Annotated in this window: 9 protein-coding genes; 6 read left to right on the top strand and 3 right to left on the bottom strand. The window is 41.2% G+C overall.

The genetic code is table 11. From position 1 onward, the window contains the following. Window positions 1-373 precede the first annotated feature (373 nt). Window positions 374-646 carry a hypothetical protein gene (locus QT979_RS04425; protein WP_333209030.1) on the bottom strand — a complete coding sequence of 91 codons (273 nt, stop codon included), beginning with the start codon at window positions 644-646 and terminating at the stop codon, window positions 374-376. A 284-nt stretch (window positions 647-930) separates the two neighbouring features. Between QT979_RS04425 and QT979_RS04420 the strand changes: the two genes are divergently transcribed. The 4 genes from QT979_RS04420 (at window position 931) to QT979_RS04405 (ending at window position 3,756) form a co-directional block, all read left to right on the top strand. Beyond that, window positions 931-1,617, top strand: a complete 687-nt coding sequence (locus QT979_RS04420) for an NUDIX hydrolase (protein WP_333209028.1) — start codon at window positions 931-933, stop codon at window positions 1,615-1,617. Window positions 1,618-1,801: 184 nt separating this feature from the next. Next, a complete protein-coding gene (locus QT979_RS04415; protein ID WP_333209026.1) occupies window positions 1,802-2,557 on the top strand; it encodes an ATP-binding cassette domain-containing protein in 756 nt (251 codons plus the stop codon). A 53-nt stretch (window positions 2,558-2,610) separates the two neighbouring features. After that, window positions 2,611-3,072 (top strand): DUF29 domain-containing protein, encoded by a 462-nt coding sequence (locus QT979_RS04410; RefSeq protein WP_333209024.1) that lies wholly within the window; start codon window positions 2,611-2,613, stop codon window positions 3,070-3,072. 33 nt (window positions 3,073-3,105) lie between these two features. After that, window positions 3,106-3,756 carry an ABC transporter permease gene (locus tag QT979_RS04405; RefSeq protein WP_333209022.1) on the top strand — a complete coding sequence of 217 codons (651 nt, stop codon included), beginning with the start codon at window positions 3,106-3,108 and terminating at the stop codon, window positions 3,754-3,756. Here QT979_RS04405 and QT979_RS04400 read toward each other — a convergent pair. After that, window positions 3,743-4,378, bottom strand: a complete 636-nt coding sequence (locus tag QT979_RS04400) for a DUF1802 family protein (RefSeq protein WP_333308377.1) — start codon at window positions 4,376-4,378, stop codon at window positions 3,743-3,745. The genes QT979_RS04405 and QT979_RS04400 overlap by 14 nt on opposite strands. Then, on the bottom strand, window positions 4,362-4,643 hold the full coding sequence (locus tag QT979_RS04395) for a hypothetical protein (protein WP_333209020.1): 282 nt from the start codon (window positions 4,641-4,643) through the stop codon (window positions 4,362-4,364). Before QT979_RS04395 ends, QT979_RS04400 begins: the two co-directional genes overlap by 17 nt. Window positions 4,644-4,869: 226 nt before the next feature. Between QT979_RS04395 and QT979_RS04390 the strand changes: the two genes are divergently transcribed. Further along, window positions 4,870-10,803 carry an AAA family ATPase gene (locus QT979_RS04390; RefSeq protein ID WP_333308375.1) on the top strand — a complete coding sequence of 1,978 codons (5,934 nt, stop codon included), beginning with the start codon at window positions 4,870-4,872 and terminating at the stop codon, window positions 10,801-10,803. Continuing rightward, the gene (locus tag QT979_RS04385; protein ID WP_333308373.1) at window positions 10,796-12,340 is read left to right on the top strand and encodes a response regulator; all 1,545 of its coding nucleotides are present in this window, start codon (window positions 10,796-10,798) and stop codon (window positions 12,338-12,340) included. The genes QT979_RS04390 and QT979_RS04385 overlap by 8 nt, the downstream gene beginning before the upstream one ends. Window positions 12,341-12,759 lie beyond the last annotated feature (419 nt).

Genomic DNA, 12,759 nt, shown 5'->3' with positions numbered 1-12,759 from the left:
GCAAGCATCGATACAGTAAACCCGTCACCGCAGCGATATTGGGGTCAATCGAAGCCAGTTGATATAACTTCCGCTATCTTAAAGATAAAAACTAGAGAGTGTTTTTGAACAAAAAGAGCAATAGAAAACCTATTGCTCTTTTTGTTGGCGAAATTGCAATTAATATCTATTAGGACTTCTATGATATCGGCTGAAACGACATCATATAAGAGGTTTGTAGTGAGGAATGCAAGTCTTTATCAAAGTTTAAGGACTTGCATTCCTCACTGCAAACGAGATAATTACGCAGAAACCAGCTTTTTTCCCAAAAATCCCGTGAAACCCTAAGAATATGGATTTTAACACCTGGTTTATGAAAGTTTGTCTGCATAATTCACGATTTAGTAGCGCAAAATTCATGTGTACTCAGTAAAATTTCGCCATAATCAGGAATCCAAGCTAGCCACTGTTCTTCCGAACATTCACACAACAGCCACGCTTCGTCAAAGCTGAATGCGGTTGGCGGATTGAACAATTTAACCCACATAGAAGGAGTCAATTTTGGTGCAGGTACGGCGCAGCCAAATCTTTCCCAGTCGCGGACACTAGCGAAGCTTCCGGGGGTTGGTTGGGATTGCCAAGTACGAATATCTGTTTGCAGTTGCATAACTACTCCTGTCTAGCTAAGAGTCTGCACCAGGGCGCGGTTGAAACAACCCAGAGCGAAGGCGCAGATAAATTTTGATTATGTAGTCTATGTTACCGAATTATATAGGCGAATGTGTAACGTTGTAGCAAAAATTTACAATCGAGAGGAAAAAACGGGCTCAAAGCTGAAAAGGTCGATCTTTTATTGTTGGGTTCGGCAACGATCGCCTACCATAACAAACAACACCTGATATCGTTTCCGGCTGCATCGGAATGATAAATTAGAGGGCAATTCATGAAGGATTGTTACAAGTCGCCACCTATCTCGGCGCAATTTTCAGTTGTTCGATTCACAGTCAACAGTCAACAGTCAACAGTCAACATCATTCCGGTGCAACCGGAATTGATATGATTTATTTCAAAAATTCCCACATGAACCCAACTGCCAAATCCCAGTGGAAAACTCTAGATCGCTTTGTAGAAATCAAGTCTCATTGGGTAAAACTAATCGCCGAACATCTCGAAACAACCGAAGGAAAAACAGTAGAATATTGGCGAGTAGAAAGAGCAGATTCAGTTGTAATCTTGACAATTAAAGCTGAAAAATTTGTGTTTCCCTCACCGATGTATCGCCCCGGCGTGGCATCCGCAACCCTGGATTTTCCCGGCGGTCGCGTACCAGCCGAAGCGACGCCAGCAGAAGCAGTTCCACCTATAATTCAGAGGGAACTAGGCGTGACAGAAAGTGCGATCGCCCGCATCGAACCGATCAACACCGTCGGCTGGGCAATAAACAGTTCCTTCTCCAATCAAAAACTCTACGGTTTTGTTGCAGAATTGCATCCGACAGCAATAGTAAACCCCGAACTGATCGGTGCTGAATATCCTGTCACCCCAGACGGAATTCGCGACTTGCTTAAAAAATTAACTTGCCTCCAGTGTCGAGCATTACTGCTAGAATGGCAAAATCAAGTCGATTTTAGATTTTAGATTTTAAAATTGGGAATTGTCCCCCGATGCTCGCTGATTTGAATTTTAGGACTTACGCTCATAAACCCGGTTTCTCTGACAAATCTTGGGTTAAGCAGCAAATTATCTAAGAAAAAAACCGGGTTTATAGCCCCTTGTCTGTAAGTTCTAAAATTCCTGAAAACCCAAATCACCGGAACTAATCATGCCTCTTAATAATGAAGTTGCTGTCGAATGCCTCGACGTGACATATCGCCTTAACCGCAGGCATTTAGTAGAAAAACTCAATTTCAAAGTGCTGCAAGGTGAAGTTTTAGTATTGCTGGGACGCAGCGGGAGTGGCAAAACTACTACCATGAAATTGATTAACAATTTACTAACGCCAAGCAGCGGCGAAGTTCTTGTCATGGGAAAACCGACAACTCAGTGGAACCCAATTCAACTGCGCCGAAACATTGGTTATGTGATTCAAGAAATTGGTTTGTTTCCCCATTTTACCGTCGAGCAAAACGTCGGTTTAGTGCCGAAATTGGAAGGTTGGGAGGGCGATCGTATTCAATCTCGCGTCCGCCAACTGTTAGAATTAGTCAACCTCGACCCCCAGCACTTCGCCAAACGCTATCCCCATCAGTTATCTGGCGGACAGCGGCAGCGGGTAGGCGTCGCTAGAGCACTGGCGGCTGACCCTCCGATATTGTTAATGGATGAACCGTTTGGTGCTTTAGACCCGATTACTCGTCTGGAATTACAGCGGGAATTCGGTCAATTGCAGCAGCAACTCGGCAAAACTGTGATTTTTGTGACTCACGGCATTCAAGAAGCTTTTTTGTTAGCTTCTAGAATTGGTTTGATGCAAGATGGACGGTTGGTTGAATTGGGATCGCCGGATGATTTTCTAAAATCTCAGCATCCAGAAGCTGGGGCATTTCTTGAATGTTTGCAAGTAGCTAGATTTGAATAATTTTAGCAAAATTTTGATACTATAGTTTTAGTAACTAAGCTGATAATCAAACAATGCACAGTCTTTACGAGACAGACTTCTATGCTTGGACGCAAGAACAAGCCAAGTTACTTCGCAAGTGTCAGTGGAGTCAACTTGACTTGCCAAATTTAATTGAGGAGATTGAATCTTTGGGCAAACAAGAACGTCAAGAACTTAGAAATCGTTTGAGCATTTTGCTGGGACATTTGCTGAAGTGGCAATATCATCCCCAGCAGCGGAGTCGTAGCTGGCAGTCTACAATTCGAGTGCAGCGGCGGGACACTCAGAGACTGATACATGATAACCCAAGTCTGAAACCTTACTTGCAAGAAGCTTTCCAAGAAGCTTATCAAAACGGTAGAGATTTGGCAGTAGGAGAAACCGATTTACCTCTCAAAACATTTCCTCAAAATTGCCTTTACAGCTTAGAGGAAATTCTGGACTTTCACTTCTATCCTGGTGCACCAAGTCCTGAAATAGAAAATGATTTATAACGTTAACAGCAATCAGCAATAACCAATTACCCAATGATAATTTTTATCAACCGCTATGGCGCTGAGATAATTAAGCACGCAAGTGAACACTTATATTTAGTAACTGTTGCAATTTTTATCGCTATTATTGTGGGGATTCCTCTGGGGATTTTAGCCACGAGAAAACCCAAATTGAAAAAGTCCATTTTGGGATTTGCTAATATTATGCAAACAATTCCCAGTTTAGCTTTGTTTGGCTTGCTAATCCCGGTGCCGGTAGTGGGTGGAATAGGCGATCGCACGGCAATTATCGCCCTCACTCTGTATTCTTTACTGCCCATTATCCGCAATACTTATACTGGTATTGTCGGGGTCGATCCAGCGATTACGGAAGCCGGAAGAGGCATGGGGATGACTGATATGCAACTGTTATGGCAAGTGGAAATTCCCCTGGCGCTGGGCGTGATTCTGGCGGGCGTGCGAGTTGCTGCTGTAATTGCGATCGGACTCGCTACAATCGCCGCTGCAATTGGCGCGGGTGGCTTGGGGGTGTTTATTTTTCGTGGCGTTGCTACCGTCAACAATCAGTTACTTTTGGCTGGGGCAATTCCGGCGGCTTTAATGGCCTTAGCTGCGGATTTTGGGCTGGGTTTGGTAGAAGCGCGCCTCTCGAAAAGTACATTAAAAACTATTAATGAGGACTAGAATCCTGGCTACCTTCCGTCAGCGTTGTCACTATCTGCGAACCCGAAGCATTCGCAGGATTTGCTATCAGATTGCGGATTTCATTGGAGCGTTCCATGTACTCGCGATCGCTCAAAACAGCTTGGCTTCCCTCGATCGAAATAGCATCGGCTAAATCGATCCAAGAACGGCAACCGCCGTATTCAGGAAGGTATGGAATTTCGCGGCTTTCTGCAAGGCGATAAGCCCGCAGCAATAAAATATAAATTGGCTGAGCTTGTTTCCATTTTAGGCGATCGCTGACAAAACTTTCATTCCAAATATGGTAAGGAAATAGCGCAGTAATTGCCGGTTCCCAAGCCACCAAAAAAACATCAGTAATCTCCGCCCAACTGCCAATTCTAATAACTTCAGGATGCCAACCAGATTCGACAGTCTTGACTTGATGTGCAAACTCCGGCTTTAATAAACCCGGCTGTTGGTGTTCAAAAGTTGGATACAGCAAAACCTGTTTGTCAGTGACATTAAACTGTCCTGCTTGCTCGCGAATTCCCCCCTTCCGCAACAGCACAATCGTTTGACCTTGTTCCAAAGCATTAACTGCTACATTCCATTCTTTCAGCGCCCTAGTAGTTGATTTCATAAAAAGTTAGTTGAGTTTTAACCAAAATAACAAAAATCGGTAATTCCAAGCAAGTACAGCCATTTCTTCCTGTTAAAATAAGGTAGTGCTGACCATGCAAGACTACCTTATTTTGATAAAGACAATAATTGGTTGCACTACATACTGAGCTAACTACTTTTCTTTTTATTACTCTAACCGATAAAATAATCCTCTCTTCAGTGTCCCAGCTATCCTCTACTATCACACCCGGTAGATTCAGCAGTTTTGTCGTTAATTTTTTCATGAGTTTACTTAAATACTTAATAAAGTTTAAAGATTTTCGCATATATATTAAGTACCAAACAAGCATATTGAGATTTGTTAAAATTTAAATATTATTCAAAAAGCTTAGATTATACTTTTTTAAAGTGCATAGAAAATAGTTTTTTTAATTCGGTTCTGTCATAAATATCAGTATCTTTACTAAAATACCGCCTGCAGTTCAATTTTTTATTAGTGAAATTACGGACATGAGTATTACTATTTTCGGTTACAACCTCAGTGAAGCCATTTACGAAAGTGTCAATACTATTATTTATCGCGGCACCAAAGATATTGATGGAACCTCAGCAATTATCAAAACCTTCAAAGCTGAGTATCCGACAATCGAAGAAATTTCCCGCTTAAGACACGAACATAAAATCCTCAGACATTTAGACAGTGAAGGAATAGTTAAGCCCATAGCCTTAGAAAACTATCATAACAGTTTAGCACTGATAGTAGAAAATTTTAGCGGTCAATCTTTGAAAGATTTTCTTAACAATCAATCCTTGGCGATAGACGCATTTATAAAAATCGGAATTCAGTTGGCAACAACTCTTGGAGACATCCATCAGAGTAATGTTATCCATAAAGACATTAAACCCCAAAATATATTAATTAACCCAGATACAAACGAAGTAAAAATCATTGATTTTAGCATTGCTTCTCTCTTAGAGCGAGAAAATCCAACCGTCACCAATCCCAACGTATTAGAAGGAACTCTTGCTTATATGTCGCCGGAACAAACTGGCAGAATGAACCGCTCAGTTGACTACCGCACCGACTTTTACTCTCTCGGTATTACATTTTATGAAATGCTGACGGGTAAGCTACCTTTTTCCGCAAAAGACCCCCTGGAATTCGTTCATTGCCATATAGCTAAAGCACCAATAGCACCTAAAAAGCTGAATCCAGAAATCCCGGATGCAGTTTCTGAAATTGTAATGAAATTATTATCTAAAACTGCTGAAGATAGATATCAAAGTGCTTTCGGAATAAAAATTGACTTGGAAACCTGCCAGCAGATGCTTTCTTCTGGAGAGATTTCCCACTTTATTATAGGTCAACTAGATTCCTACAGCCAGTTTCTGATTCCGCAAAAACTCTATGGACGGGAAATAGAAGTTGCTAGTTTGCTAGAAGCCTTCGCTCGCGTCAGTAATGGTACAACGGAAATGATGTTAGTTTCCGGTTATTCAGGTATCGGCAAATCTTCCTTAGTTAACGAAGTTGATAAACCTATAGTCGGAGCACGAGGGTATTTTATTTCGGGTAAATTTGACCAATTTAAGCGGAATATTCCTTATGCTTCTTTAATTCAAGCATTTCAAGGATTGATGCGGCAACTGCTCACTGAAAATTCGGATAAAATAGCAATTTGGAAAGCTAAAATTCTCGAAACACTTGGTACCAATGGGCAAATTATTATTGAGGTTATTCCCGAAGTAGAAAAGATTATTGATCCACAGCCTGCGGTTCCGACTTTGGGACCCACTGAATCTCAAAACCGATTTAATCGAGTGTTTCAAAAATTTATACAGGTGTTTAGTAAAGCCGAACACCCCCTAGTTATATTTTTGGATGACTTGCAGTGGGCAGATTCGGCTTCCCTCAAGCTTATCCAGCTAATTATGACCGATCCAGATAGTAAATATCTGCTATTAATTGGGGCTTATCGGGATAATGAAGTCAGTGCCACTCATCCCTTAATTTATACTTTAGAGCAAATTCAAAATACCAGGGCGATAGTAAATAATATTATCCTCCAACCTTTGGATATATCTCATGTCAACCAATTAGTGAGTGAAACCCTTCGCAGTCAAATTTCCCAAGTTTTGACCCTGGCTGAGTTAGTTTTTCAGAAAACCCAGGGGAATCCCTTCTTCTTAACTCAACTGCTCAAGTCTCTTTATCAAGACAAACTCCTATCCTTTGATTTCAATCAAGTTTGTTGGCAGTGGGATATCCAACTGCTTCAAAGCATTGATATCAGCGATAATGTTGTCGAATTGATGGTCAGCCAAATTCAAAAGCTATCGTCCCCGACGCAGAATGTCTTAAAATTAGCTGCTTGTATAGGAGATAAATTTAGTTTAGAAGTTGTGGCAATTGCTAATAAAAAATCTCAGTCAGAGACGGCAAGGGATTTATGGGAAGCGCTACAAGCTGGTTTCGTTATACCACTAAATAATTCCTACAAAATCCCCCTGCTATTTGACTCGGAAATATCTACAGAAAACTCAACGGATCAGTTTAATGTCACCTACAAGTTTTTGCATGACCGAGTGCAACAGGCATCTTATTCTCTGATACCCGACGAGCAGAAAAAAGAAACTCACCGAAAAATTGGTCAGCTACTGCTGAATTCCACAACCCCTGAAGAACGAAAAGAAAATATCTTTGCACTGGTTAACCAACTAAATTATGGAACGGATTTAATTACTTTGGATTTGGAAAGATATGAGTTGGCAGAACTCAATCTGATCGCGGGACAGAAAGCCAAAACTGCCACAGCTTATGAGTCGGCTGTCAAATATTTGAATGTGGGTTTAGGACTACTCCCGGAGAATAGCTGGGAGAGTCAATATAATCTGACGTTTAACCTCCATCTGGAAGCAGCAGAAACTGAATATATAAACACTAATTATGAGCGAGCGGAACACTTATCTAAGACGACCCTGAAACAATCGAAAACTCTTTTGGAAAGAGGCAAGGTCTACGAACTTATAATTCAATTACAGATGTCTCAAAATCGGAGAATATCAGCTATAGATAATGGACTCGTCGTTCTGGAAATGTTCGGGATTAGCTTAGAGCCAGAACCACCTCAAGAACTGATAGTTGATGATTTAGCAAACTTGCCGACAATGACAGCTCCCGATAAAGTCGCGGCTATGCGAATATTAAATCTTATTATAACACCAGCTTTTATTGTAAATCCGGCGATGTTTCCGCGAATTCTTTATACAAAAATAGCCTTGTCTATTAAGTATGGGAATTCGCCTGAATCGGCTTTTGCTTATGTTTGGTATGGAGTGCTACTCTGTGGAGGATTAGGAGACATAGATTCTGGATATCGATTTGGCAACTTAGCTATTTATTTACTAGAAAAATTTAACGCTATTACCCTTAAATCAAAAATAGTTTGTATATTTAATTGTCTAGCAAGGTTTTGGAAAGATCCGCTTAATGCCACCCTAGAATCTTTGGTTGATGCAATTCAAAGTGGTATAGAAACGGGAGATATAGAATATGCTTGTCACAGTATAGCAAATTATTGCAATCACTTACTTTTTAGCGGGGGAGAGCTACAAAAAATTGAGCTAGAACAGGCAAAGTATGTTTGTATGACCATTCAGCTCAAACAAGAATATGATACTTTGTTTGTGAAAGTTCACCAGCAAATAGTTGACAATTTACTGGACAAAAACTCAGACAAATACCATTTACTAGGCGCAAGCTTTAATGAAGAAGAACTACTGCCGGGAATTATAGCTTCTAATAATGGGACTTTGCTCTATGCCTATTATGCCGGTAAAATGATGCTATCTTATTTATTTAAAGAGTTTGATCAAACAGTGGTAATTGCTCATTTAGCATTAAAATATGCCAGCATGGGTGCCGGATTAATCCACATGAGTATCGACAACTTTTACCATTCTCTTTCCCTCCTAGCACTTTATCCAAAAGCCTCGCAAAAAGATAAAGAAAAATATCTAAGTGTAGTAGCAGCTAACCAAGGAAGAATGAAGACTTGGGCGTTCCATGCGCCGTGCAATTTTCAGCACAAGTATGAGTTAGTAGAAGCAGAAAAAGCGCGGATTTTGGGACAACCTTTAGAAGCCAGCGATTATTACGATCGCGCCATAGCAGGAGCCAAAGAACAGGGATATATCCAAGAAGAAGCATTAGCCAACGAATTAGCAGGTGACTTTTATTTTTCCCGGTCTAAAGATAAAATTGCTCGGATTTATTTAACTGATGCTCGCTACGGATATATTCGCTGGGGAGCTAAAGCTATAGTCAAAGATTTGGAAGCCAGATATCCTCAAATTTTTTCCCGGATAGCCAAGCCCGAAAGTCAAGGTGACCAGGTGACGATGATCACTAGCTCGACGAGTGGAGGAAGTGCAGGATCTCTAGATTTAGCTACTGTGATTAAAGCATCTCAAGCTCTTTCTGGTGAAATTGTACTGAGTAGGCTGTTGGCGAAATTGATGAAAATTGCGATCGAGAATGCGGGTGCTCAAAGTGGCATTTTCATTTTAGACAAAGCTGGAAATCTACTGATTGAAGCTTATGGCACTGTAGATAGCGATGTAGAAGTGCTGCAAAGAATACCAGTGGAAAATACTAAGCAACTACCCCTATCTTTGATTAACTATGTTGCCAGAACTCAGGAAAATGTGGTATTAAACGATGCGAGTTGTGAAGGAACCTTCACGGCGGATACTTATATCGTCAACCAAAAACCCAAGTCAGTATTATGTACTCCCATAGTCCATCAAGGAAAACTTACTGGCATTCTTTACTTAGAAAATAATCTCACAACTGGTGCTTTTACTCCAGATCGTTTAGAAGTTTTACAACTTTTATCTTCTCAAGCAGCTATTTCAATTGAAAATGCCCGTCTTTATAACGATTTGGAAGGAGCAAATGCTACTTTAGAAGCGAAGGTGGCAGAAAGAACGCAACAGTTACAAGAAAAAAATATCGATTTACAAAAAGCAGAAGAATTAGCGAAGGCCGCCAACTCTGCCAAGAGTGAGTTTCTTGCTAATATGAGCCACGAGCTCCGAACGCCACTTAATGGCATTTTGGGTTACACCCAAATCCTCAAACGACAAAAAAACTTGGCTGACCAGCAAAAAGATGGTCTGAACGTGATTAGTCAGTGTGGCGAACACCTCTTAACCCTAATTAACGATATTTTATATCTCTCCAAAATCGAAGCCCGAAAAATGGAAATCCACTTGAGTAATTTCCATTTCTCACAATTTTTGGAAGGTCTGGCTGAAATTTGCAATATTCGGGCAGAACAAAAGGGAATCTCCCTGATTTACGAGCCCATTACCCAACTACCTATTGCCGTCCAAGGTGATGAAAAACGCTTGCGTCAAGTTTTAATCAATTTACTCGGCAATGCGATTAAGTTTACCGAAAAAGGTGGCGTGGCATTCAAAGTAGGATATCAGGATGGCAAAATCCGGTTTCAAGTGGAAGATACTGGAGTGGGTATGGCATCAGAGCAATTGCAAGACATATTTTTGCCTTTTCACCAAGTAGGAGAAGCCAACCTGAAGGTTGAAGGAACCGGGTTGGGACTCGCAATTAGTCGCCAATTAGTCCAGATGATGGGCGGTGAAATAAAGGTGAAGAGTACATTAGGACAAGGGAGCATTTTCTGGTTCGATTTAGATTTGCCAGAGGTATCGGAATGGGCGACTAATGCAGCCAAAGCCAATGCCCACACAATCGTTGGTTTCAAAGGCCGAAAGCTAAAAATTCTCATAGCTGACGACAAGTGGCAGAATCGCTCGATCATAGCGGGAATGCTTCAGCCGTTAGGATTTGAAATTCTGGAAGCAACGGAGGGTCAGGACTGTTTAAACAAGGTGGTGGAGTATAATCCCGACTGTATTTTGATGGACTTGATGATGCCAGTAATGAGCGGCTTAGAAGCAACGCGCCGGATTCGCAAATCATCAGATCAGACTAATTTAGTGGTGATTGCTACTTCGGCCAGCGTTTTTGATTTCGATCGACAACAAAGTGTCGAGGTAGGTTGTAATGATTTTATTCCCAAACCGATACGGATAGAGGAGCTTTTAGAAAAATTACGTACTCATTTAGGGTTAGAATGGATTTATGAAGAAAATCTGGAAAAGATTAGGAAAGCAGAAGGAGAAAAAAAATCTCTAAGTTCTGAAATTGTAGCTCCCCCCGATGAGGAAATCGCCGTTCTATTCGATCTAGCGATGATGGGCGATCTCCGAGGGATTGCGGAGCGAGCTGCAAAACTAGAACAACTCAATGAGCAATGGGTTCCCTTTGCTACCCATCTGCGCCAGTTAGCGAAAGGATTTGAAGAACAACAAATCCTAGAGTTTATTAAACAATATAGGACGACAACCAATGAGTAGTGAAATTGCCGAACAAAGCACCATTTTAATCGTAGATGACACCCCGACTAATTTAGGTGTCCTGTTCGATTTTTTGGCTGATTTTGGCTTTAAAGTATTGGTAGCTAGGGATGGTCAAAGTGCTCTCCAGAAGGTCGCATATGCTGCGCCCGATCTGATCCTGTTGGATGTGCTTATGCCAGGAATAGATGGGTTTGAAACTTGTCGCCGTTTGAAAGCTAATGAATTAACGAGAGACATTCCCGTGATTTTTATGACGGCTCTTGCTGATACGGTGGATAAGGTTAAAGGTTTGAGTCTGGGTGCGGTCGATTATATCACTAAGCCTCTTCAGCATGAAGAGGTTTTGGCTCGTGTTAATGTCCACATGAAGCTCCGCAATTTGTCGAAGAAACTCTTAGAGCAAAATGTGTGCTTGCAAGCAGAAATCGAACAGCGTGTTAAAGCGGAATCTTTGCTCTTGAAGCTGGCATCGGAGTTGGAAAGGCGAGTTGAGGAAAGGACGGCTGAACTTTTCCAATCCAATCAATTGCTTCAACAGGAGATTCAAGAGCGTCTGCAAGCAGAGGCAGGATTGCAACAATCGGAAGCTTTATTGCGAACCCAAACTCAATGTTTAGAAAAGGCTTTTAGAGAATTGCAAATCACGCAGACTAAACTTGTGCAGAGTGAAAAAATGTCTTGTCTAGGTCAGCTTGTTGCAGGTGTAGCCCATGAAATAAATAATCCCGTTAATTTTATTTTTGGGAATCTTTCTTATGCCGATGATTATACCCAAAATTTGATTGATCTCGTCAATCTTTATCACCAAGAATTTCCGGATGCAGGGCCAAAAGTTGAACAGAAAATAGAGGAAATAGAACTAGGTTTCTTGGTTGAAGACTTACCTAAATTGCTGAGTTCAATGAAGGTAGGTGTTGACCGGATTCGCGAAATTGTTCAGTCGCTGCGAATCTTCTCGCGATTGGATGAATCTGAAATGAAACCGGTGGATATTCACCAGGGTATTGATAGCACTCTGTTAATTTTGCACAACCGTGTTAAAGGAAGGGGCGATCGACCTGCAATTGAGGTGGTCAAAGAATTCGGCAATCTGCCTCTGGTAGAGTGTTATGCGGGTCAGCTTAACCAGGTGTTTATGAATCTTGTTGCTAATGCGATTGATGCCATAGATGATTATAATACGACGCGATCCTTAAGTGAAATGAAAGCTAATCCTTCTCAGATTTTTATTCGCACTGAGGTCACGGAATCTAATCGAGTGTTAATTCATTTTACGGATAACGGGCCGGGGATGACAGAAGAAATTAGCCAACACCTATTTGAGCCATTTTTTACTACTAAGCCTATCGGGAAGGGTACTGGTATTGGGCTGTCCATTTCCCATCAGATTGTAGTGGATAAACACGGGGGCAAGCTCAATTGTATTTCAGCTCCTAATCAGGGGGCAATCTTTATTATTGATATTCCAATTCACCAGAAAATTTTGGCTACTAATTTAATTACGATGTCTAAAACAGCTATGGGTATTTCTTAGTTAATTTTAACTGAAGGCGAGTTCAATAAGTTTTAAGGGTTGCACGACTATATCAAAATCGATCAGGCAGGGGGATATTCCCCTACTTTAGGTAATGAAGTAAGAGACGGATAGAAGCCTTCGGGAGCATCTCAATGAAAGCCGCGAAGCTAGAAATTGGAGTTTTGAGGCATGAGGCAGAAGGAAGGAACGAGAAGAAGTGTTTTTATAACCCACATTCGGCACCCCCAACTGGCACATACGCGGGTTGAGGGGGTAAAAGTGAATCATCCCAGATAATAGTGAGTAAAAACACCCGAAAATCTGTGCAACGCTCGCATCACCCAGTTAGGAATTCCTAAAAATTGCCATGAGCTCATGAATTAAATCTTCTTCAGCCATAAAAAGTCAAAAATCTAACCATTACTAACTATTACTTC

Origin of the sequence: Microcoleus sp. w2-18bC1 (assembly GCF_036700365.1) — a bacterium.
Classification (GTDB): Bacteria; Cyanobacteriota; Cyanobacteriia; order Cyanobacteriales; family Microcoleaceae; genus Microcoleus.
Note: the sequence above shows the minus strand (reverse complement) of the source record. Positions and strands in the feature narration are given on the sequence as shown.

Excerpts from the sequence above, each read along its gene's own strand:
- QT979_RS04425 (WP_333209030.1), bottom strand. The coding sequence starts at position 646 with ATGCAACTGCAAACAGATATTCGTACTTGGCAATCCCAACCAACCCCC.
- QT979_RS04415 (WP_333209026.1), top strand. The coding sequence starts at position 1,802 with ATGCCTCTTAATAATGAAGTTGCTGTCGAATGCCTCGACGTGACATAT.
- QT979_RS04410 (WP_333209024.1), top strand. The coding sequence starts at position 2,611 with ATGCACAGTCTTTACGAGACAGACTTCTATGCTTGGACGCAAGAACAA.
- QT979_RS04405 (WP_333209022.1), top strand. The coding sequence starts at position 3,106 with ATGATAATTTTTATCAACCGCTATGGCGCTGAGATAATTAAGCACGCA.
- QT979_RS04400 (WP_333308377.1), bottom strand. The coding sequence starts at position 4,378 with ATGAAATCAACTACTAGGGCGCTGAAAGAATGGAATGTAGCAGTTAAT.
- QT979_RS04395 (WP_333209020.1), bottom strand. The coding sequence starts at position 4,643 with ATGAAAAAATTAACGACAAAACTGCTGAATCTACCGGGTGTGATAGTA.
- QT979_RS04390 (WP_333308375.1), top strand. The coding sequence starts at position 4,870 with ATGAGTATTACTATTTTCGGTTACAACCTCAGTGAAGCCATTTACGAA.
- QT979_RS04385 (WP_333308373.1), top strand. The coding sequence starts at position 10,796 with ATGAGTAGTGAAATTGCCGAACAAAGCACCATTTTAATCGTAGATGAC.